The following is a 24,062-nucleotide window of genomic DNA, read 5'->3' on the forward strand; positions in this document are numbered from 1 at the left end:
AAGCAATCTGATTCCGCAAACTGTCACGCTTTATGCAGCGCAGTTGTTGTTTGCGCGCGTTACCCATAAAGATTTTGATCCGAAACTCACGGATTAGAGTTAAAAATCTAACTCGGAAATGTCCAAAAATGATTTAGATTCCTTGATTGAAAACGCCCAAATTCAACTCTGAACTTGAGGTCGTTGAAGAAAATGTCGTGAGCTAGCCATGGATGGCGAGCTAGCTTTGGAGGGGAAGGGACGCCCCATCTGAAGCGTTAGCATTTTCGAATAAGGCCGAGGCCGATTCCAAATAGAGTTAAAAGCTGGATACATTTCCGTCGCAATTTTTTCGCTGCTGTTGTTTGGTTAGAAAGCGAAAATGTTGCCGGAACGGCAGGGGTGATCCAAGAGGGGATTGCTGTTGATCCCCTTTTGGCCCGTGCAGGGTGGAACCTTGCGATCTTACTTCAAACGAAGTTTGAAAAGTCTGGTGTGGGCGAAGCGCCACGACGTTAGTGGCCGCAGGCCATAAAAAGAACAAAGGTTGACCCTTTTGCCAACCCACAGCAAATCCATCAACCTAAAGCAAATCCTTCATTCTGTGATACAACATTCCAGCAGCTAACAGTGGCGAGCGTAACATTGGGCCGCCAGGGAAAGTCATGTGTTTAATGTCATTAAACACATCAATGCGTTGTGATTGTTGGCTAATTGCTTCAGCTATTAATCTAGCAGCCATATGGGTTGCGTTTACACCATGACCTGCATAGGCTTGGGCGAAGTAGATGTTGGCTGCGTCGGGTAAGCGGCCGATTTGCGGCATGCGGTTGGCGCCAATGCCCATCATGCCACCCCATTCATAATCAATTTTGATGCCTTTTAATTGCGGGAACACTTTTTCAAGATTAGGTCTTAATTCAGCTTCAATATCTTTTGGGTCTTTACCAGAATAAGTGCATAAACCGCCAAACAATAAACGGCGGTCTGCTGATAAGTGGAAGTAATCTAATGCCACGCGCATATCGGCAAATGCCATATTTTGCGGGATGATACTGGCACATTGTTGTTCAGTTAACGGCTCAGTGGCTAATAAGTAGGTGCCTGTAGGGAGTACTTTTCCGCCAAGGAAAGGGCTTAATTTATTGCCGATATAACCATTGCCAGCCAATACGAGATAGTTACAAGTCACTTCGCCTTCAGCGGTAATCACTTTGGGTTTATTGCCTTTAATGATTTTTTCTGCGGCGCTGTATTCAAATAATTGTGCGCCAAGCTCGCGAGCTACTTTTGCTTCACCCAAGGCAAGATTAAGTGGGTGCAAATGTCCGCTGCCCATATCAACTAATGCGCCTTGGTAAAAGTCTGAACCGATAACTTCACCTATTTGCGAACGATCCAGCAGTTTGATTGATTTTTGATAACCTTGGTCTTTTAGATCTTGGTATTCTGCAGCTAAATCATCCATATGTCGTGATTTTACGGCTAAATCGCAATAGCCCATATGCAAGTCGCAATCGATTTTATGATCGGTAATTCGCTGCGTGACGATATCAACCGCTTCAAAACCCATTTGCTGAATGGCTTTTACGCCTTCATCACCAATTTCATTGCGGAATTGAGTCGCGTCATGGCCTATGCCACGGATCAGTTCACCACCATTACGCCCAGATGCGCCCCAACCAATGCGTTTAGCTTCGAGTAATACCACACTGTAACCACGTTGTCTGAGTTCAATAGCGGTATTAATCCCGCTGAATCCCCCCCCCACAATACACACATCTGCCGTTAGATTTTCGGTCAGTTTTGGGTGCTGATAAAGCTCTTTTGCTGTCGCGACATAAAAGGAATCTGGGTACTGTTGGCTATGAATCGGGGAATTACGTGGCATATACTCTCCAAGCTATTGATTGTATTATAATAATAGATTTTAAATAAATAGTTAGATGCAAGGTGACACATCTAGAGTGTGCATTTTATTTAACACTTATTTAGTGTAAAATACAATTGCTTTGATTTAAGTAAGTTATCATGCTTAATTAGTACAGATTTTTGGTAAAGTGTTAATAATCTGCAACACTTAGTCGCAGGCTATCAGTCAAGATTTAATAGGGGAATAAATTTGGATATTGGTACAAGCCTAAAAGCTGTTCGCAAATTGAAAGGGTTATCTCAACGCGAGTTGGCCAAGCGTGCAGGGGTGACCAACAGTACAATTTCAATGATTGAGAAAAACAGTGTCAGTCCTTCGGTGAGTTCACTGAAAAAGGTCTTATCTGGGATCCCGATGTCATTAGTCGATTTCTTCTCAATTGATGACGGTTCTGTTGGAGACCTGAAAGTGGTTTATCGCAGTAATGAGTTGCTCGATATTGGTACTGGTGAATTAGTCTATAAGCTAATTGGCCGAGATTACCCCAACCGAGCAATGTCAGTGATGAGTGAAACATACCCAGTGAACGCTGATACCGGCGCTGAAATGCTGCAGCACAAGGGTGAAGAAGGCGGTATCATTGTCTCTGGTAAACTTGAGCTTACTGTGGGTGAAGAAGTTTTTACTCTTGAAGAAGGTGACAGTTATTATTTTAACAGTGAACAACCACACCGTTTTCGTAACCCATTTGAGCAAGCTTGTAAGGTTGTAAGTGCAACGACCCCCGCTGATTTTTGATGGTTTATCATTCATTTCTTTCTGCTTATATCGACTGTTTTTGTTCAAGGGAATAGCGCAAGATCATCCATTAATCTAGCTATTCCCACCTATCAAAAGTAAATAATGAGTCTACTTTTTGCTGTTACATACTCTCCTCCTAGCATGTGATTATTGTTTTGTGTAAAGAATATTAAGCAACAAATTCCCTTTTATTGTGCATTCATCTCCCCATTTTGGCGCATTTTATCGTGATAACTCATCAATGTTGATGAGATGATTTTTTTATACATCTTGGTTGATTTAAAGTTAACGCAATGTATTTAAAGTGTTTTAATTTATTTTTATTAAAAGTTATTTTTATCCTCCGTTATCCTCTTGCCTAGCTAAAAAAATCCGTGTAGTGTGTGAAAAAATGAACACGTAAAACAATAAGTTCATCACATTCTTTGCTAAAGGTGAGATATGTCTCAGTCAGGTATTCCCCTCATAGGGGTAGTAGCGTGCAATCAGCAAATAGGTCTTCATCCATTTAACATAGTGGGCGAAAAATATTTGTTGAGTGTGGTCAATGGCGCAAAAGGTTTTCCCTTAGTTATCCCATCGCTTGGTGTCGATGCGCCTATTGACGCTATTCTTGCTCGTCTTGACGGCATTCTTTTCACTGGCTCACCATCAAATATTGAACCTCACCACTACCAAGGGCTCCCTAGTGATGAGGGCACTCATCATGATCCTAAGCGTGACGCAATAACCTTACCCATGATAAAAGCTGCGATTGATGCCGGTATTCCGGTATTGGGTATTTGTCGTGGTTTTCAAGAAATGAATGTAGTGTATGGTGGCAGTTTGCATCAAAAGCTACATGAAGTTGGCACGTATATTGAACATCGTGAAGATAAGAAAGCCCCTTTAGATGAACAATATGGTATTTCGCATCAAGTAAATCTTGTCGCTGGCGGGCTTCTTCACGATGCATGGGGCTGTAACACCGCAGAGGTTAACTCTGTTCATACTCAAGGCGTTGATCGTCTTGGTGAGGGGTTACAGCCAGAAGCATTCGCTCCAGACGGATTAGTCGAAGCATTTTCTGTTAAAAATGCTAAAAATTTTGCATTAGGTGTTCAATGGCATCCTGAATGGAAAGTAACTGAAAATGCATTCTATACTGCTATTTTCGAAGCATTCGGACAAGCCTGTAGACATTATGCGGCAACACAAGTGAGATAAAAATGGATAAGTTAATCGCTTTTTTGAAAGACAAAAAAATTACCGAAGTTGAATGTGTTATCAGTGACATGACTGGGATTGCACGTGGCAAGATAGCCCCAGTAGATAAGTTTGTATCAGAAAAAGGCATGCGTTTACCTGAGAGTGTGTTGTTACAAACAGTGACTGGTGATTTCATCGATGATGAGATTTACTATCAACTTCTTGATGATGCCGATATCGATTTTGTTTGTGTGCCAGACGAAAACGCTGTTTTCATGCTGCCATGGACTGTTGAAGCTACCGCTCAGGTTATTCACGATTGTTATGATCGTATGGGCAACCCGATTGAACTGTCACCGCGTAATGTATTGAAGAAAGTACTAAAGCTTTATGAAGATAAAGGCTGGGAACCGGTTATTGCGCCAGAAATGGAATTTTACCTCACCAAACGTTCTGATGACCATGATTTACCGCTTAAGCCACCTATCGGTCGCTCAGGTCGCCCAGAAGCTGGACGTCAGTCTTTCTCTATCGACGCTGCTAACGAATATGATCCTTTGTTCGAAGACATGTATGACTGGTGTGAAGTTCAAGGCCTTGATATTGATACCTTGATCCATGAAGACGGTCCGGCACAAATGGAGATTAACTTCAGCCATGGCAATGCATTGTCATTAGCCGATCAGGTGTTCATTTTTAAGCGTACATTGAAAGAAGCTGCGTTAAAGCATGATGTGTGTGCCACATTTATGGCCAAGCCAGTTACCGATGAACCTGGTAGCGCAATGCACATTCACCAAAGCGTGCTTGATATTAAAACCGGTAAAAATATTTTCACTAAAGAAGATGGTACTCAAAGCAAATTATTCCTTAGCTACATTGCGGGCTTACAACAGTACATTCCAGAATTGTTACCGTTAATGGCGCCAAGTGCTAACTCGTTCCGCCGTTTCTTGCCTGGTACATCTGCACCCGTAAACCTTGAATGGGGCGTTGAAAACCGTACTTGTGGCTTACGTATTCCAGAATCATCACCACAAAATCGTCGTATTGAAAACCGTATTCCAGGTGCCGATGCTAACTGTTATCTGGCGATTGCTGCCAGCTTATTATGTGGTTATATCGGTATGGTTGATGATTTAAAACCTTCTACGCCTGTGACCGGCAAGTCAAATGAAAGCCGTACTAATAATGACAACTGCTTACCTTTGACCTTAGAAGAAGCGTTAGTTGCGATGCAAACCAGTGATGCTTGTATTGAGTATCTAGGCCAATCATTTACCACAGGTTTTGTGGCGGTTAAGCAAGCAGAGCTTGAAAACTTTAGACGCGTTGTAAGTTCATGGGAACGTGAGTTCTTATTATTAACCGTGTAATGATAGTTGAGAACGTTAACTTAGATTACTAATGTTTGTGGATAACAACAGGTAGCAAATGGACATTAATTTGTTACCTGTTTGTAAGGATACCAGTATGCCAAACCCATTACCGACAGATGCGATGAGCCAGCAACATGAGCTTGAGCGTCTGCAAACTGCAGATAAACAACATTTTATTCATCCATTCACCGACTCAAAGGGGTTAGCCGAAAAAGGGACTCGGGTGATTGAACGTGCAGATGGCGTCTATTTGTGGGATGTAATGGGACATAAACTGCTCGATGCGATGGCAGGCTTATGGTGTGTCAATGTGGGTTATGGTCGCCAGTCAATCGTTGACGCCGCCAGCCAGCAGATGCAGAAGTTACCTTTTTATAATAGTTTTTTTCAATGCTCTCATCCTCCAGCAATTGAGTTAGCTCAAAAAATTGCTTCTCTGGCTCCAGCGCACATGAATAATGTGTTTTTTACCGGGTCAGGCTCTGAGTCAAATGACACTAATTTGCGCATGGTGCGACGTTATTGGGATTTAAAAGGTAAGCCAAACAAGAAAACCATTATCAGTCGGGTGAATGCTTACCATGGTTCAACGGTTGCCGGGGCTAGTTTAGGTGGTATGTCTGGCATGCATGAACAAGGTGATTTACCTATTCCTGGTGTGGTGCATATTGCGCAACCTTATTGGTATGCAGAGGGCAAAGACTTGTCTGCTGAAGCATTTGGGTTACAAACAGCACAGGCATTAGAAGCCAAAATCATTGAGCTAGGCGAAGACAATGTTGCCGCGTTTATTGCTGAACCTTTTCAGGGCGCGGGTGGGGTGATTATTCCACCTTCAACATATTGGCCTGAAATAAAACGCATTTTAGCCAAATACGATATTTTATTTATTCTTGATGAAGTGATCAGCGGCTTTGGCCGCACCGGAAAGTGGTTTGCAGCAGAGTATTTTGATTTGCAGCCAGATCTCATCACTATCGCCAAAGGCATGACTTCGGGTTATGTGCCAATGGGCGGGGTGATTGTGTCAGACAAAGTGGCAGACGTTATTAAGCAAGAATGTGGCGAATTTACCCATGGTTTTACTTATTCCGGTCATCCGGTTGCCGCTGCCGCTGCATTAGAGAATATTCGTATTATTGAGCAAGAAAAATTAGTTGAACGTGTGGCAAATGATAGTTCGCCGTATTTACAGTCGCGCTTACAACAACTGGCCGAACATCCATTAGTGGGTGAGGTTCGCGGCATTGGTTTGGTTGCCGCCATAGAGTTAGTGAAAGATAAAGCATTACGGCAGCGATTTGACGCCAAGGTCGGCGTTGGAACATATTGCCGCGATGCGTGTATCACTCATGGTTTGGTTATGCGTTCGGTCGGCGACACTATGATTATTTCGCCACCATTAACCATTAGCCACGCAGAAATTGACGAGCTAGTGAGTAAAGCAACCCAAGCATTAAATGACACTTATCAACACCTAAATATGCTCAACTAATACATAATTACTGAATGATTATTGCGATATAGTGATTTTTTAACCAATTGCATTTAGCAGATCTAGTAATCGAAAATGTTTTTGATAGTATTCACAGTGAAAGGCGAAAGTGATGTTGCGTTAACCATACCGATGCATAGTTAAGTTGTAGCATTGGATAATTTCTTTCAATAGAAAGAAGATTTTACACGCTGTTAAGATCTAGCGAAAAAAACGAATGTCAGTACCATTCTGACCATTATCCAAAAGGGAGAAAGTATGAAGCTATTAAACAAACTATCCACAGTGGCCTTAATTACAGCAGGTGTGTTTGCTAGCACCGCTATTCAGGCTCAGGAAGTGGTTAAAATGTACAACTGGTCGGATTATATTGCCGAAGATACTTTAGCCAATTTTGAGAAAGAAACCGGTATTCATGTCATTTATGACGTGTTCGACAGCAATGAAGTACTTGAAGCAAAATTACTTTCTGGCCACAGCGGTTATGACATTGTTGTTCCGTCTAATCACTTTTTAGCAAAGCAAATTAAAGCTGGCGCTTTTCAAAAACTTGATCGCGCTAAGTTGACTAATTATGCCAACTTAAAGCCTGATTTAATGAAACAGCTTCAAAAAGCCGATCCCGATAACCAGTATGCAATCCCTTATTTATGGGGCACTAATGGTATCGGATACAATATCGATAAAGTCAAAGCGGTATTAGGTGAAGATGCGCCATTTGATTCTCTAGAGTTAATTTTTAATCCTAAGTACGCAGAAAAAATCGCATCATGTGGTTTTTCGATGTTAGATTCTGCTGACGATATGTTACCTCAAGCGCTGATTTATTTAGGCTTAGATCCTAACAGTAAAAATCCTGATGATTATGAAAAAGCCGCCGAAGTATTGGAAAAAGTACGTCCTTACGTCACGTATTTTCATTCCTCACGCTACATCTCTGATTTAGCGAATGGCGATATTTGTGTCGCGTTTGGTTTCTCTGGTGATGTATTCCAAGCAGCTGCACGTGCAGATGAAGCCGGTAACGGTAATAAGATTGGCTATTCTATTCCAAAAGAAGGCGCCAACTTATGGTTTGATATGTTAGCTATCCCACAAGATGCCACTAACATTGATAACGCCCATAAGCTGATAAACTATTTACTTCGCCCTGAAGTGATTGCACCTATCAGTAACTATGTTGCTTACGCAAATCCTAACGCACCAGCACAAGCATTAGTTGACGAAGCTATCCGTAATGACCCAGCCATTTACCCACCTCAATCGGTAATTGATAAGTTATATATTGGTGATATTCGTCCATTAAAAATTCAACGTGTAGTCACACGTGCTTGGACTAAAGTGAAGTCAGGTCAATAACCTTTCTCGCTCATAACAGGGCGAGTTCCTCGCCCTGTTTTTAAACATATTTATGTATTTATTGGTTAATTTAGCCATCTAACAGATTGTTACGTGTGCCCTGAAACAGACTTTTCTGTTGTGGTATGCACACTCCAAAAAGGCGGAGCAGTATTATGGTAAACACCTCGGGCGTCACCAATAAACCAATCACAAAGACGCAAGATAAAGTACTGCTTAAAATTGAGCGTGTGAGTAAAATTTTCGACGACGTCCGTGCAGTAGACGATGTGTCGTTAACCATTAATCGTGGCGAAATATTTGCGCTGCTGGGTGGTTCAGGTTCTGGTAAGTCAACTTTATTACGTATGTTAGCGGGCTTTGAAAAGCCAAGTGAAGGGCGTATTTTCCTTGATGGTGTCGACATAACTGATATGCCGCCATACGAGCGTCCTATTAATATGATGTTCCAATCATATGCATTATTTCCGCATATGACGGTTGAGCAAAATATCGCTTTTGGATTAAAGCAAGACAAAATGCCCAAGGCTGATATTGCCGTGCGGGTTAAAGAAATGCTTAAACTGGTGCACATGGAAAAGTACGGTAAACGTAAACCGCATCAGTTATCAGGTGGCCAGCGTCAGCGTGTGGCACTCGCTCGTTCGTTAGCGAAACGACCTAAATTATTATTACTTGATGAGCCAATGGGCGCATTAGATAAAAAGCTGCGGACGCAAATGCAGTTAGAAGTGGTCGATATTTTAGAAGCGGTAGGCGTGACTTGTGTGATGGTTACCCATGACCAGGAAGAAGCCATGACCATGGCTGGACGCATTTCTATTATGCATGAAGGGTGGATTGCACAAACTGGCAGCCCAATGGATATTTATGAGTCGCCGGCCAGTCGAATGGTGGCAGAGTTTATTGGTACAGTTAATTTATTTGATGGTGAGATCATCGAAGATGAAGTTGACCATGCAATCATTAAGTCTCCAACCTTATCGCAGCTGTTTTATATTGGTCACGGTATTTCAACCAGCCTTGAAAATAAACATGTATTTTTAGCTTTGCGCCCAGAAAAAACCATTATTAGCCGTCAAAAGCCCGAAAGTGATTACAACTGGGCTCATGGTGTAGTGCATGATATTGCTTATCTTGGTGGTTTATCAGTGTATTACATCAAGTTAAAAAACAATCAAATTGTCCAATGCTCAATGATTAATCGTGAACGCCGCGCCGATCATCCTACATGGGAAGAAGAGGTTTACATCAGTTGGGAAGACACCAGCGGGGTTGTATTAAACTCATGAAGAATCCATTGAAAATATTCAAAGGCCGACATCTCACCATGGGGATTCCATACCTATGGTTGTTATTGTTTTTTGCCTTACCGTTCGCCATTGTGCTAAAGATCAGTTTTTCTACTGCTGCGATTGCGATTCCACCTTACGAGGCAACATTTAATTATGTAGATGAGGCACTAAATATATTCGTTAACTTGGGTAACTATTTATTGTTATTGCAAGATTCGATGTATTACATGGCTTATCTGACCTCATTAAAAATGGCTTTCTTTGCCACGATAGGGTGTTTGGTACTCGGTTTTCCAATGGCTTATGCCATTGCCCGTGCTCCAGTAAAAATGCAGGCGGTATTACTGCTGTTGGTGATGTTGCCATCGTGGACTTCATTTTTGATCCGTATTTATGCCTGGATGGGTATTTTAAGCAATAACGGTCTAATTAATAATGCCTTGATGTGGTTAGGGGTTATTTCAGAACCGATACAAATGCTCAATACTAACTTTGCTGTGTACATAGGTATTATTTATGCCTACCTGCCGTTTATGATTTTGCCGCTGTACGCCACTTTGGTTAAATTGGATTTAAGCTTAATTGAAGCGGCCTCAGATTTAGGCTCTAGCAGTCTTAATACCTTCTGGAAAATCACTCTACCATTATCAAAGGGCGGTGTTATCGCTGGCTCTATGTTGGTATTTATCCCTGCGGTAGGTGAGTTTGTTATTCCTGAATTACTGGGCGGCCCAGACACATTAATGATTGGTAAGGTGTTGTGGCAAGAGTTCTTTAATAACCGCGACTGGCCTGTAGCGTCATCATTAGCCATTGTGATGTTAGCGTTACTGATTATCCCGATTACCTTGTTCCATCGATATCAGTCACGCAACATGGAGAACGATCTATGAAGAACTTAAGTTTCTCTAAAGTGATGTTGTGGTTTGGATTGATATTTTTATATGCGCCAATGCTTATTTTGGTGATCTATTCATTTAACGAATCAAAATTGGTTACCGTATGGGGAGGTTTTTCACCTAAATGGTATGGCGAACTATTTCAAGATGAGCAAATACTAAATGCCGTTTGGACCAGTTTACGCATCGCCTTTTACAGTTCTACTATGGCGGTGATAATTGGTACGATGGCGGCATTTGTTATGACCCGTTTTAGACGCTCATGGGCTAAGTTAACCCTGTCTAATATGATTACTGCTCCTTTGGTTATGCCAGAAGTCATCACCGGTTTGTCGTTATTATTATTATTTGTACAGATATCAGAAACCTTTGGCTGGCCCACTGAGCGTGGCATGTTTACCGTGTGGATTGCTCACTCTACTTTCTGTGCGGCTTATGTTGCTGTGGTGGTGTCGTCAAGACTGCGTGAACTGGACTTATCAATTGAAGAAGCCGCGATGGATTTAGGTGCAACGCGATTAAAAACCTTCTTTTTGATTACCATACCCATGATAGCCCCCTCTCTTATTGCTGGTTGGTTATTATCATTCAGTTTGTCATTAGATGATTTAGTGATTGCCAGCTTTACCTCTGGTCCGGGTTCTACAACCTTGCCAATGGTCGTGTTTTCGTCTGTGCGTTTAGGGGTATCACCTAAGATTAACGCGCTAGCGACAATTATTATTTTAGCAGTGTCCTTGGTTGCTTTCCTGTCTTGGTATTTAGCCCGCCGAGCAGAGAAAAAAGCCAAAGCTGCGATGGAATAACATCATTCAATAGACCAAGATTAAAAGCCATACTGACATCAGTATGGCTTTTTTATTCGCTATGTCTGCTACTCAAATGTTTTTACGCTATTTTGATTACGTGGGTGTTTAATATATTCTACAAAGTGTCAAAAATTTCATAGTAAATGCTAGTTTTTGAATTTGCTTAAGTGTAGGATGAATCAGTTGTTTTACGTTTTGAACCTATAAAGGAAGTGCTATGTCCGCCACACCTCATGCTAGTTCATATTATGCCGCGTCGGCTAATGATAAAGTTGAACGCCCTCGCTTAGAATCTATAATTGAAACAGATGTTTGTATCATTGGCGCGGGCTATACCGGGCTGTCTTCTGCGTTACATTTATTAGAAAGTGGCATGAAAGTTGTGGTGCTTGAAGCAGCAAGGATTGGCTGGGGAGCATCTGGTCGAAACGGTGGTCAAATCGTCAATTCTTTTAGTCGCGATATTGATTCTATTGAAGGTGTTGTCGGCAAAGAACAAGCTAAGTTATTTGGTAAAATGGCATTCGAAGGTGGCCAAATTATTCGTGATCGTATTGCCAAATACAACATTGATTGTGATCTAAAAGATGGCGGTGTATTTGCCGCCATGAACGCAAAACAAATGCGTCATTTAGAAGGTCAAAAATCCTTATGGGAAGCGCATGGTCATAACAATCATTTAGAGTTACTCGATCAAAATGGCATACGTAATGTCGTCAATACCGATTTATATGTTGGTGGTTTGCTCGATAAAAGCGGTGGTCATATTCACCCTCTAAACCTTGCTTTAGGCGAGGCTCGTGCGGTTGAATCTCTTGGTGGGCTAATTTTTGAAGACTCTGCTGTTATAAAGGTAGATGACGGTGCTTCACCGATTGTGCATACCGCGCTGGGCCAAGTTAAGTGTAAATACGTGGTAGTTGCAGGTAATGCATATTTAGGTAAGTTACTGCCAGAGCTGCAAGCTAAATCCATGCCGTGTGGCACTCAGGTGATTACCACTGAACCATTGTCTGATGAAATGGCAGCCAGTTTACTGCCACAAGATTATTGCGTAGAAGATTGTAATTATCTATTAGATTATTACCGCCTTACCGGAGATAAACGCCTGGTATTTGGTGGCGGCGTAGTTTACGGCGCACGCGATCCTGCTAACGTTGAAGCCTTAATTATGCCTAAGTTATTAAAGACCTTCCCGCAATTAAAAGGGACTAAGGTGGATTACGCTTGGACAGGTAATTTTTTAATGACCTTGTCGCGTTTACCGCAAGTGGGACGTATTGGCGACAATATTTATTACTCACAAGGCTGTAGTGGCCATGGGGTTACCTACACTCATTTGGCGGGTAAGCTGATTGCTGAAATGCTTAATGGTCAAGCCACACGTTTTGATGCTTTTGCCGCATTACCTCATTATCCATTCCCTGGTGGTCATGCTATGCGTGTACCGTTTAGTGCCATAGGCGCTTGGTATTACACCCTTAGAGATAAGTTTGGAATTTAACCTGCTTTACGTACTGGTAGAGAGAGTGCGAGTAGGTGAGTACAAACGTCAGTTTAGGAGAATATTGTGAAATTAATCGATCCAAGTTTATTACGTCAACAGTGCTACATTAATGGCCAGTGGTGCAATGCCGATAGTGGTAAAACGATTGCCATAGCGAATCCTGGCACGCATGAGGTCATTGGTCATGTTCCTGTGATGGGCAATGCCGAAACACTTGCGGCTATCGACGCTGCAAATGCGGCGCTACCAGCGTGGCGAGCATTAACCGCAAAAGAGCGCGGCCAAAAGCTGCGTCGTTGGTTTGAGCTAATGTTGCAACACAGTGATGATTTAGCACTATTGATGACCACAGAACAAGGTAAACCACTTGCCGAAGCCAAAGGTGAAGTGGCTTATGCCGCGTCCTTTATTGAATGGTTTGCAGAAGAAGCTAAGCGTGTGTATGGCGATACTATTCCTGGGCATCAAGCAGATAAACGTATTACGGTTATTAAGCAGCCTGTAGGCGTTACCACGGCGATTACACCATGGAATTTCCCTGCGGCTATGATTACTCGTAAAGCCGCGCCAGCATTAGCTGCTGGTTGTACTATGGTCGTTAAGCCTGCGCCGCAAACGCCATTTACCGCATTAGCATTAGCCGAGTTAGCTGAGCGTGCTGGTATTCCTGCAGGTGTATTTAGTGTGGTTACCGGTGACTCAATCGCCATCGGTAAGGCCATGTGCGACAGCCCAATTGTGCGTAAGTTATCGTTTACTGGCTCAACACCAGTTGGTATTAAACTGATGGAGCAATGCGCGCCAACACTGAAAAAACTATCACTTGAGCTAGGTGGCAATGCACCGTTTATCGTATTCAATGATGCAGATATTGATGCTGCCGTTGAAGGCGCAATGATTGCCAAATATCGTAATGCGGGTCAAACCTGTGTGTGTGCCAATCGTATTTATGTGCAATCGGGCGTTTACGATGAATTTGCGCAACGTCTCGCTGTCGCGGTGGCTAAGCTTAAAGTGGGACTAGGTACAGAAACGGGTGTAACCACTGGACCATTGATCAACGCCGATGCCGTAGCAAAAGTTCAGCTTCATTTAGATGATGCTGTAGCAAAAGGTGCGCAGATCCTTGCTGGTGGTAAACCTCATGATCTTGGTGGCTATTTCTTCGAACCGACTATTTTAACTGGCGTAACACGCCAGATGTTAGTCGCAACCGAAGAGACTTTTGGTCCTTTGGCTCCATTGTTTAAGTTTGATGATGTTGATGATGTGATTAAGCAAGCAAACGACACTGAGTTTGGTTTAGCTGCGTATTTTTACGGTCGTGATATTTCATTAGTGTACAAGGTTGCTGAAGCGCTTGAATATGGCATGGTTGGCGTCAACACAGGATTAATCTCGACTGAAGTAGCACCTTTTGGTGGTATTAAATCGTCTGGGTTAGGCCGTGAAGGTTCAAAGTTTGGTATCGAAGAATACCTGGAAATGAAATATATCTGCATGTCAGTTTAAGAGAGTGGGCAATGACTAAAACAAATGATGGACTAATGGCACGTCGCCAAGCGGCAGTGGCTCAAGGTGTAGGACAGATCCACCCAATCTTTACTGAACGAGCGGAAAACGCCACAGTATGGGATGTTGAAGGCCGTGAATATATTGATTTTGCAGGTGGTATCGCCGTACTTAACACCGGCCATTTACACCCTAAAGTTAAAGCAGCAGTGGCAGCGCAGTTAGAGGCGTTTTCACATACTTGTTTTATGGTGCTTGGCTACGAAAGTTACATTGAAGTGTGTGAAAAACTCAATCATCTGGTGCCTGGTGACTTTGCTAAAAAAACCGCGTTGTTCACCAGTGGTTCGGAAGCGGTCGAAAACGCCGTTAAAGTCGCGCGGGCTTATACCAAACGAGCGGGGGTTATTGCATTTACATCTGGTTACCATGGTCGCACTATTGCTGCCTTGGCATTAACTGGCAAAGTCGCCCCCTACAGTAAAGGTATGGGCTTAATGTCAGCTAACGTGTTTAGAGCTGAATTTCCATGTGAAATGCATGGCGTGTCTGAAGACGATGCTATGGCATCGATTGAGCGCATTTTTAAAAATGATGCTGAGCCTGCTGATATTGCCGCCATCATTTTAGAACCCGTTCAAGGCGAAGGTGGTTTCTACGCCGTGACGCCATCATTTATGAAACGTCTACGTGAACTCTGTGACGCCCATGGCATTGTATTAATCGCTGATGAAGTGCAAACCGGTGCGGGTCGTACAGGCACGTTTTTTGCGATGGAGCAAATGGGCGTAGCAGCAGATATCACTACCTTTGCTAAGTCAATTGCCGGTGGTTTCCCATTATCAGGCATTACTGGTAAAACCGAAGTGATGGATGCCGTTACTGCAGGTGGTTTGGGCGGCACTTATGGTGGTAGCCCTATTGCTTGTGCTGCGGCATTAGCCGTTATCGAAGTGTTTGAAGAAGAGCAATTGTTAGCCCGTGCCAATCAAGTGGGTAACAAACTCAAATCAGCATTAACCGACATGCAGGCTAAATACCCGCAAATTGCTGATGTTCGAGGCTTAGGTGCAATGATCGCCATTGAGCTGATGGAAGACGGTGAGCCTGCGCCGCAGTATAGTGGCAAAATTTTAGCTGAAGCGCGAAGCCGTGGGCTTATTTTATTGTCATGTGGCACCTACGGTAACGTTATTCGTGTATTAGTTCCGTTAACAGCGCCTGATGCACAAATTGATGCCGGTCTGGCGATTATGGATAGCACATTTCAAGCGGTGTTTAAATAACCAGTCTTTTTATGATCTAGAATAAATAAAATCCTGCTTTTGTGGGATTTTTTTTGGATTAAACAAACTTAATTTTTAAAGCTGACTACACTTTATTTATATCTAAAAATCATACTAAAGCAGGAGCCCACTTGAATGAAGGAATTATCCATTAGGTCAAAGTTGTTATGGATCACCTCGACATTATTTATTGTCACAGTAATTTCACTTTCTCTAAGTCTCTGGCTGGGATTAAAAGAAAAAAATGCTGAGTTAGCCACACAAGTAGAGATAGCGCTAAAGCAAGAGATTAACGACAAACTGTCAGCAAGAGCCGGGGAATATGGCGAACGAGTGGCGGGATTTATTAATGAGGCCTATAGGATCCCTTTTTCATTTGCTGGCTTACTTGAGCAAAGCTCAAAAAAAGATCCTTTAAGTCGTGAACGTGTTGAGTTGTCTGTCGCTGCAATACTACAAAAAAATAGCCAACTGTCATCTATGTACGCGCAATTTGAACCAAATGGTTATGATGGTCTTGATAGTGAATACACTCAAGGTGCACCTCACAGTGTCGTGAGCTCGGGCACCATGGAAATATATTATACTCGCAATGATGATGGCACTGTTGAGCAGAACCAAGTTGATGATGCTGCTGAAAAATATATTACGACGTTAAATGAGTTTGGTATGCGCGAAGCAGAGTGGTACTTATGCGCGAAAGATACTAAGAAGCCTTGTTTAATGGAGCCTTATTTATACGAAATCACCCCAGGTAATACAGCGTTAATGACCTCGCTAACCGTACCTGTGATTGTTGATAACCAATTTAAAGGTTTAGTTGGTGCAGATATTAATTTGCCGATATTTCAAACCATGATCATGGAATTATCTAAAAGCTTATATGGTGGAGAGGCCAAGGTGACCTTGGTGAGCCAAAAAGGATTTGTGGTCGCTGCCAGTCATTATAAAAAACTTGCTAGACCCTTGAGTGAGTCTGTAGGGCCAGAATTGGCCAAAAAACTATTGGCGTTAAACAATTCATCGGGGTTTGTTAATGAGCCCAATACTATCGCTGTGGCTTATCCTATTAATATTCCTATCGCCAATGCGACTTGGTCATTGATTATTGAAGCGCCAAAAAGTAACGCATTTATGGCGGTTGATGATATGAACACTGCCATGAATGAGATGGCAACGTCGCTGGGGAGTTTACTGCTAACCATAGGCATCATAGTTACCGCTATTGCTGTACTGATTATCAGTCTGGTGATTAAGAGCATTATTTCGCCGCTTAATATGATCCAAGCTAGGGTCGAGAATCTTGCCAGTGCAGAAGGTGATTTAACCCAATCGATTGAAGTTGAATCTCATGCGGAATTAATTGCCCTTGGCAGTGGTATCAATGCCTTTATTGCGAAATTGCGTTATCTGATTTCCGAACTAAAAGTGCTTGCAGACCGCTCACAGCAAGAAAGTATCAAGTCGGCAGACATTGCTAAGCACACTCGCGAAAGTGTTAATCGTCAATATGGCGAAATTGAAAGTGTGGTTACTGCGGTCAATCAAATGAGTGCTACCGCGCTAGAAGTGGCAAAAGCTTCTGAGCAAACGGCAATGGAAACCGAGTCAATGACTGTCAATGTTAAAGATGGTCAGACGCGTTTAACCCAGGCTATGGTGTTTGTTGAAGGCATGTCGACAGATTCTGAGCAAGCTCAGAAAGCGGTGGGCATGGTGTCACAAAGTAGCTCCAATATTAGCCGTATTTTAGAGGTGATCAGTTCGATTGCTGAACAAACCAATCTATTAGCACTAAACGCAGCGATTGAGGCGGCCCGTGCCGGAGAACAAGGTAGAGGCTTTGCTGTTGTTGCTGATGAAGTGAGGACTCTAGCGTCTAGAACGCAAAAGTCGACTAATGAAATTAGTACCTTAATTGAATCGTTACAAAAAGAAGTTAAAAATGCTTCGAGTATTATTGATAAAGGCGCTCAAGGTGCACAAAAAGCCGTAGAGCAAACTCAGCTGGCATTGCAGTCGCTTAATGCCATTGTAGAACAAATTAACGAGGTGTCTGGTCAGGTGACGCATATTGCTACCGCCGCAGAGGAGCAGAGTGCGGTAACCGAAGAGGTTAATCGTAATATTACTGGTATTTCTGATTCTGCATCAGAATTGTCACAGCTTGCCGACAGTGCTCAGCAAAGCAGTGACAGTTTAGCTAAGCTAGTGGATGAGCAGCATCAGCAGTTGGCAAAATTACGAACTTAATTCTGTATGCTTTTGTGTGAATATGAAAAAAGGTGGCTTATTAGCCACCTTTTTTATTGTTATCCCGCTCAAGGTAGGACATCTGCTAAGATGTCACTCATTGGGTATGGCGACTACGATATGGTTATCACAAATATCATGTTACTAAGATATGATGGTTATTAAGATATGCTGACGAAATATTATGACTGAATTTATTGCGCCACCTTGTGATGGAATTATTGATGTTTTATACCAAGATGAACATCTACTGCTTATCAATAAGCCAACAGGTTTATTGAGTCTTTCGGGGAAAAATCCATTAAATAAGGATTCAGTACACTATCGTTTAGTGCAAGATTACCCTACGGCAACCTTAGTACATCGACTTGATTTTGGCACCTCTGGCATCATGCTGGTGGCATTAAACAAAGTCATCAATGGATTACTAACAAAACAGTTTCAGCAGCGCACTATTACTAAACAGTATACCGCTGTACTTTATGGCGATGTAGTTAACGACTTTGGTGATATTAGGTTACCGATAGCCAAAGACAGCGAGCATTTTCCGTTAATGAAAGTGTGTCACCACCATGGCAAACTCGCTCACAGTCAATACCAAGTAATAAAGCGACATCAAGAGGGGATATCTACCCGAGTGGAATTTACCCCTATAACTGGACGTACACACCAGTTACGTTTGCACAGCCAACAAATTAGTCATCCTATTTTGGGGTGTGACTTGTACTATAATGAACATTCTCAGCAGATGTCGAGTCGCTTGATGCTGCACGCTAGTGGATTATCTTTTACTCATCCAGTGACCGAACAAAGGATCGATTATGTTTGTCCAAGTCCCTTTTAATGAGTGAGCTATTTAACCGCTCAGCAAACAAACTGATTTTAGCATGATGAAATCTAATGCATAATCAATCTATTATTTATTATTACGCGGGTTAATCAGTATGGTTATGTCTTGGTTAGATGCGCTAGCGTTAAGTGTATTTTTGGTCAGCTGGATCGGTTATACCAGTTTTGCCAAACGTAAAGCGAAAAACACCAACTGTATTGCGCGAGTGATGCATCAGCAGCGCATACATTGGATGTCACAAGTTATCGCCAAAGAAATACGTGTGGCTGAAGCGGCATTGTTGGCTAATTTAGAGCGTAATATTGCATTTTTTGCTTCCACAACCTTACTGATCATTGCGGGGGTATTAACGCTTTTTTCTCAAGTGGAAAAGCTTGAAACTGTCATTGGTTCTATTCCTTTTACCTCGTCGCCTAACCATGCCTTGGTCCAAGTCAAACTGGCTCTTTTAGCTGGTATCTTCGTGCTAGCTTTTTTCCAATTTACTTGGTCTATGCGTCAATATGGTTTTGTGAATATCATGATTGGTGCTGCGCCATTAGATAAAACTGGCACCGATAAAAATGCACTCGGTTACGCAAGGCAAATGGCTGTTGTGCAAGATCAAGCAGCACATTCATATAACTATGGCCTACGATCTTATTATTATTCCATGGCCGCATTGTGCTGGTTTATGCATCCTGGGATATTTATTTTGGCCAGTTTATTTGTGGTATACACTTTGTACCAACGCGAATTTAATTCTAAAGCCGTGGTAGCCATTACCGCCGCCCAAGCCTTCCTAGAAAAAAATCCGGCCTATATCCGTCGAGACTAGGGCGGCAATGTCAGTACTAGTGTGTCTGTGTGGCGTGATCCGAGACGAATCCGTTAAAAGCTATTTAGCACTGATAAGAAAAATAATGCATCAGTGTGAGAGTAAGCAAGGTTTGCCGCTGATAACAGTGACTGGCAAGCTTTCACAACTGCTATGGGCGGTATCTCAATTCACCTCATAGATAGGCCTATTAAATTGCACTATGAACTCAACATTGATGAGCAAACGGGTGAATGTTTACCTAGTTACTATGATGGTGAACTTACCACTAAAATTAAGGGGCTGTGGTTTTCAGGGCAACCAATATTAACAGGACTGTACCAATGGAGAGTGCAAAAATTATAAGTGGCTCAGTGACGCTACTAGGCTCAACGTCAAAGTTTCAAACTAATCTTTTAAAATCGCAATATCCATAATATCAATAACCTCAAAGCTTCTTTCTTAAGCTTATAAAGTAACAACAATTCTGAAAACCTATTTTTTATGCCTTGATTTGAGACCCAGCCAGAACGGCTAAAGTGCTTTTACTTGGAGTTCTGTAAATAATTGTATTAATAAAATTCAGAACGTATTACTTGAATATTTTTGATACTAATTAACCATTGCTAGAGTATGGTTATTGCCTAAATTTGTAAAATCGTTGAGAATCTAAAATTGTACAAAAATAATGCTGTGATGTTCATAAACCACTATTTATAAGTAAAGGAGCATATATTGGTACTTCCTAAATATAAAGATATAGTTGACCTCATTAAAAAGGGGTCAACATTAGAAGCCCAAGAGCGTATTCTTGAGTTGCGTGAAGCAGCGTTAGAGCTACAAGAAGAAAACTTAGAGCTAAGAGAAGTGAATGCCAAATTACAAAAAAGGCTAGCTACTAATGAGTCGTTAAAATTTGAAAGTGGTCTTTATTGGCTTCTTGAAAATGATAATCGGGGTGGTCCGTTTTGTCCCAAATGTAAAGATACTAAAGACCAAATGGTTAGAATGCATAAGGATGATGACGGGTGGTGGTGTTATACCTGTAATCATGGCTTTGGTACTACGTCTTACACATAAAACTTACTATACAAAGGCAAGACAACGCTCGCGGTTTTCGTTATCTAAAGTAATCTACAAAGCAATAATATCACCTTTATTTAAGAGACTAAAATTAGTGTGCTACTAAATCTAGCGTCAAATAGGAATGGAAGCCAGTGAAAAAAATTGATTTGCATATTCATACCGTTAGCACTCCTAGTGACAGGAGGTTTAATTTTAGTATTGACCGGTTGAAGTGGTATGTTGCAGAAGGAAACCTAGATGCCATTGCTATTACTAATCATAATATGTTCGATTTGGAGCAGTTTCGCACAATCCAACAGCAAATTAAGATCAAGGTATTTCCGGGTATCGAAATTGATATTGAAGATACACACGTTTTAGTCATCGCGGAAGATGAGCTAAATGATTTTAAAGCTCGTTGCGATAAAATTACTGAGCTAATACCTGACGAATACACCTCAATTACATTTGAAGAGTTCCAAGCAGTATTTACAGATCTATCAAAGTACTTGTTGATTCCTCACTATAAGAAGTCCCCTGAAGTAAAAGAAGAGACACTCATTAAACTTTCTGATTTTGTCACAGCTGGAGAAGTTACTAGTCCTAGGAAGTTTACTTACTGCATAAAAGAGAATGCTGCTCTAGTTCCTGTATGTTTTAGCGACTTACGTATAGAAGAAAACCTCAAGGTTGTTCCACCGAGACAAACTTATATAGACATCGGCGATATTACTCTTAAAGCTTTAAAGGTTGCGCTATCGGATAAGCACAAAGTGCACTTATCAAAAGAAGAGGGGCACCAGTTTTTTGAGGCTTTAAACAATGGCCTGAAAATGTCTACTGGGTTAAATGTTGTCCTAGGAGAAAGATCAACGGGTAAGTCACACACTCTGAATCTAATTTCGGAACAAAATAATACTGAAGATATACGAGTTAAGTACGTTAAGCAGTTTTCTCTATTGCAGAGAGATGAAGATGATGAAAGGGAGTTCTCAAAAAACCTATCCACAAGTCAGTCAAGAATTACCGAAAACTACCTAAAAGAGTTTAAAGTATCTGTCGATTTGATGAGAGATGTCGACCTTTGCCAGTCAAATAGAGATCTCAACGACTTTGTAGACTCTCTACTTAATCACGCAAAGGAATCCCATAAACTTGACACCTTTGCCAAGGCAAGGCTCTTTACTGAGTCAAACTTTACTGTAGATGATTTGAGGTCACTGCATACATTAGTTATTGCAGCAATGACTCTAGCTGACAACTCTGGCTATAAGGCTATTATTAATAGGCATATTTCAATCGATAGCCTAAAGAATTTGGTCATCGACTTAATAAAGGAATATAACAAAAACAGAGAGCTGGAGCTTAAGAAGTCATTCGTTAATGATCTGGTGGACAATATCAAGAGTGAGTTGAAGCTGCATACAGCTGCCGCTCCTATTAGTGAGATCAACTTATACAAATTTGCCCTCGATCAAAAGAAAGTTGATAAGTTTGATACCCTGTGCAAAGTTATTCAACATGATAAAGAGTTTTTGCGAAAAGACATACAAGGTTTTTCAAAGGTTGCAAGAAGGAGCGGATTTGTTAACGCGCGTAATGTTGGTGCTGTGCTAGGAAAACAGATAGCGTTTTCCAATGCCTTCTCTCAGTACGGTTCTAGTGGTTTTACTTATCTTGAAGAACTTCGAAAAATCGAAGCTCTGGCTGAAACTGATTATCACAAGCTTTTCGTAGAAATTAGCTATGATATTTTAAATTCTTCTGGCTATAAGGTATCCGGTGGCGAGCGTTCGGAATACAGACTGCTACAAGAAATAAGTGATGCTAGCCAGTTTGACCTGCTGCTTATTGATGAGCCTGAGTCTTCTTTTGACAATAGATTCCTGTATAGAAAAGTTAATAACCTTATAAAAAAAATGTCCAGTTTTATGCCTGTGATCCTCGTGACACACAACAGTACCGTTGGCGCATCTATTAAGCCTGACTATCTGATTTATACGAACAGGAGAATAGTTGAAGGTACAGTTAAGTACGAGTTATATACAGGACATCCAACAGATAAAGTGCTAGTCGGGCTTGATGGTACAGAAATAAATAATCACACGGTACTGCTTGATTGTTTAGAAGCAGGTAGCGAACCATATTTAGCAAGAAGGAGAGAATATGAAGTGCTTGAAGATCGATAATGGCAAGGGCGCTTATTCATTGGATGGGGAGTCTTGGAAACCACTCGATGAAATCTCTAAAGAAGATATACTAGTCATTGTAAACAAATGCTTAGAAGATAGCTTTGAGATGGATGATCAATCAGAGGTCACAGTGCATAACAAAGCGCACGAAATAATCTACAATAACCTCTATGCAAAATTTGTAGAACTAAATAGCCAACGTACTAGATTTAAGGATGAAAGCGAGAATCTGTTCAAAGAATCTCTAGCAAAATATAGTGAGTAGTTGGCCATATAGCTTACTATCACTGTATGAGTAACTTCGCTACATGGGGTTTTTCCACATAACATTTAGTTGTCTTTCTTGACATGTCAGAAACTAGTGAATTTGAAAACTATATTTAGCTGTTAAAATTTGAAAGCATTGATTTGATACTAAAGGTCGCTATCTGATTTCATATATTTGCTACACAGAACGCCAGAAACGAAAAAGCCGTAGTAGGTGTTATCCTGCTACGGCTTATCTGAATTGGTGGCCCCTCACAGACTTGAACTGTGGACCTGACGATTATGAGTCGTATGCTCTAACCAACTGAGCTAAGGGGCCGACTTAAGCTAGTCGTCACTAACAAAAGCGTGTGCAGTATACGAAGTTTATTTGTGCTTGTCACCTCTGATGTTGCAAGAATTCTATTGAAATGATTCAACTGGTTATCTGTTAATCAGTACAACTAAATATCCATAACAAGCTTGCAGGTATTTGTCGCACTTAAATGCCAAATAGAGAGGTTGATCGCAGTTACTGCGGATGACTTTTTTGTCACAACGTTACCCCGTGATGACTTGTGCTATTCAGCCTGAATCTCAGTGGTGATTTTTTTTGTAAAAGTCCGTCCAAATGACAACTATCCTCATTGCCCCTCATTGCCAGGTCGTCGGCGCCATTTAGCCAAAAATGCTAACGCTTCCTCTATATCCCAGTGCTGTAGCGCATGTTTAACCCGATTCTGTGAAGGCGGTATGTGTGCTTGGTTTTGTTTTGTTATTTTCTGTGATCGAGTTGACCAATAACGTTTTGATATCAGGGGGTTGTTCACGTTAATAGTACAAATTTCGAGCTGATTTAAAGGTTGAGATTAAGGTCTAAAGTATTTGCAGTATGTTGCGTTTAACTCTGCTAAAAAGGTAGACAAGGTATTATTACGTCAGTCAGTAAACCCATGTACTGCACCATAATAATGTGTTCTTAATAACGAGAATCGTTTTGGCTGCAAGTTACAATTATTTCTATTTTGATCCCAAATGGCTTTAGCTTGAAATCAAGGTAACAACAATACAAGCACGAGTATAAATTGGCAGTCTTAAATAGTTGGGGCAAATATTTGCATGATATTAGTCGAAATCAACATGCAGGAATGTCTGACCAAAATGCTTATCTTGGCTATGTCGAGGTCATCAAGTTACGGTGCAAAGTCGGCATAACGTTTTAGATGGAGTCTTCTAGGACTCTGTTCACATATAGATGACATGAATGGGGATACACAC

18 protein-coding genes and 1 tRNA gene are annotated in these 24,062 nt (G+C 41.5%); 17 read left to right on the forward strand and 2 right to left on the reverse strand.

Annotation, left to right across the window (positions count from 1 at the left end):
- Nucleotides 1-562 precede the first annotated feature (562 nt).
- A complete protein-coding gene (locus H5123_RS19075) occupies nt 563-1,870 on the reverse strand; it encodes an FAD-binding oxidoreductase (protein ID WP_182698988.1) in 1,308 nt (435 codons plus the stop codon).
- 231 nt (nt 1,871-2,101) lie between these two features.
- Here H5123_RS19075 and H5123_RS19080 point away from each other — a divergent pair, with 231 nt between their 5' ends.
- The 17 genes from H5123_RS19080 to H5123_RS19160 all read left to right on the forward strand — a co-directional run bounded on the left by H5123_RS19080 (nt 2,102) and on the right by H5123_RS19160 (nt 22,803).
- Entirely contained in the window at nt 2,102-2,650 is a 549-nt protein-coding gene (locus tag H5123_RS19080; protein WP_124017033.1) for a cupin domain-containing protein, read from the forward strand.
- Nucleotides 2,651-3,094: 444 nt separating this feature from the next.
- Nucleotides 3,095-3,859, forward strand: coding sequence for a gamma-glutamyl-gamma-aminobutyrate hydrolase family protein (locus tag H5123_RS19085; RefSeq protein ID WP_182698989.1), 765 nt, complete (start codon nt 3,095-3,097; stop codon nt 3,857-3,859).
- A 2-nt stretch (nt 3,860-3,861) separates the two neighbouring features.
- Nucleotides 3,862-5,217, forward strand: coding sequence for a glutamine synthetase family protein (locus tag H5123_RS19090; protein ID WP_124017035.1), 1,356 nt, complete (start codon nt 3,862-3,864; stop codon nt 5,215-5,217).
- Nucleotides 5,218-5,314: 97 nt separating this feature from the next.
- Nucleotides 5,315-6,715, forward strand: a complete 1,401-nt coding sequence (locus H5123_RS19095; protein ID WP_124017036.1) for an aspartate aminotransferase family protein — start codon at nt 5,315-5,317, stop codon at nt 6,713-6,715.
- A gap of 258 nt (nt 6,716-6,973) precedes the next feature.
- Nucleotides 6,974-8,074: a polyamine ABC transporter substrate-binding protein gene (locus H5123_RS19100; protein WP_124017037.1), complete on the forward strand. Its 1,101-nt coding sequence runs from the start codon at nt 6,974-6,976 to the stop codon at nt 8,072-8,074.
- Nucleotides 8,075-8,229: 155 nt separating this feature from the next.
- Nucleotides 8,230-9,366 (forward strand): polyamine ABC transporter ATP-binding protein, encoded by a 1,137-nt coding sequence (gene potA, locus H5123_RS19105; RefSeq protein ID WP_124017038.1) that lies wholly within the window; start codon nt 8,230-8,232, stop codon nt 9,364-9,366.
- Complete coding sequence (locus tag H5123_RS19110) at nt 9,363-10,262, forward strand: ABC transporter permease subunit (RefSeq protein ID WP_124017039.1); 900 nt, start codon at nt 9,363-9,365, stop codon at nt 10,260-10,262. The genes potA and H5123_RS19110 overlap by 4 nt, the downstream gene beginning before the upstream one ends.
- The gene (locus H5123_RS19115) at nt 10,259-11,074 is read left to right on the forward strand and encodes an ABC transporter permease subunit (RefSeq protein ID WP_124017040.1); all 816 of its coding nucleotides are present in this window, start codon (nt 10,259-10,261) and stop codon (nt 11,072-11,074) included. The genes H5123_RS19110 and H5123_RS19115 overlap by 4 nt, the downstream gene beginning before the upstream one ends.
- Before the next feature lie 220 nt (nt 11,075-11,294).
- Nucleotides 11,295-12,581 carry an FAD-binding oxidoreductase gene (locus H5123_RS19120; protein ID WP_124017041.1) on the forward strand — a complete coding sequence of 429 codons (1,287 nt, stop codon included), beginning with the start codon at nt 11,295-11,297 and terminating at the stop codon, nt 12,579-12,581.
- Nucleotides 12,582-12,647: 66 nt separating this feature from the next.
- Entirely contained in the window at nt 12,648-14,096 is a 1,449-nt protein-coding gene (gabD, locus tag H5123_RS19125; RefSeq protein ID WP_182698990.1) for an NADP-dependent succinate-semialdehyde dehydrogenase, read from the forward strand.
- Nucleotides 14,097-14,107: 11 nt separating this feature from the next.
- Nucleotides 14,108-15,382, forward strand: a complete 1,275-nt coding sequence (gene gabT, locus H5123_RS19130; RefSeq protein ID WP_124017043.1) for a 4-aminobutyrate--2-oxoglutarate transaminase — start codon at nt 14,108-14,110, stop codon at nt 15,380-15,382.
- Between the two features lie 135 nt (nt 15,383-15,517).
- Nucleotides 15,518-17,635, forward strand: a complete 2,118-nt coding sequence (locus H5123_RS19135; RefSeq protein ID WP_124017044.1) for a methyl-accepting chemotaxis protein — start codon at nt 15,518-15,520, stop codon at nt 17,633-17,635.
- A gap of 184 nt (nt 17,636-17,819) precedes the next feature.
- The gene (locus H5123_RS19140) at nt 17,820-18,479 is read left to right on the forward strand and encodes an RluA family pseudouridine synthase (RefSeq protein WP_124017045.1); all 660 of its coding nucleotides are present in this window, start codon (nt 17,820-17,822) and stop codon (nt 18,477-18,479) included.
- Between the two features lie 100 nt (nt 18,480-18,579).
- A complete protein-coding gene (locus tag H5123_RS19145) occupies nt 18,580-19,302 on the forward strand; it encodes a DUF599 domain-containing protein (RefSeq protein ID WP_124017046.1) in 723 nt (240 codons plus the stop codon).
- 714 nt (nt 19,303-20,016) lie between these two features.
- On the forward strand, nt 20,017-20,361 hold the full coding sequence (locus H5123_RS19150) for a hypothetical protein (RefSeq protein WP_182698991.1): 345 nt from the start codon (nt 20,017-20,019) through the stop codon (nt 20,359-20,361).
- A 137-nt stretch (nt 20,362-20,498) separates the two neighbouring features.
- A complete protein-coding gene (locus tag H5123_RS19155) occupies nt 20,499-22,535 on the forward strand; it encodes a PHP domain-containing protein (RefSeq protein WP_182698992.1) in 2,037 nt (678 codons plus the stop codon).
- A complete protein-coding gene (locus H5123_RS19160; protein WP_182698993.1) occupies nt 22,513-22,803 on the forward strand; it encodes a hypothetical protein in 291 nt (96 codons plus the stop codon). Before H5123_RS19155 ends, H5123_RS19160 begins: the two co-directional genes overlap by 23 nt.
- A gap of 244 nt (nt 22,804-23,047) precedes the next feature.
- Here H5123_RS19160 and H5123_RS19165 read toward each other — a convergent pair.
- Nucleotides 23,048-23,124 (reverse strand) — tRNA-Ile (locus H5123_RS19165).
- Nucleotides 23,125-24,062 lie beyond the last annotated feature (938 nt).

It is taken from the genome of Shewanella sp. SR43-4 (genome assembly GCF_014163845.1).
GTDB lineage: Bacteria > Pseudomonadota > Gammaproteobacteria > Enterobacterales > Shewanellaceae > Shewanella > Shewanella vesiculosa.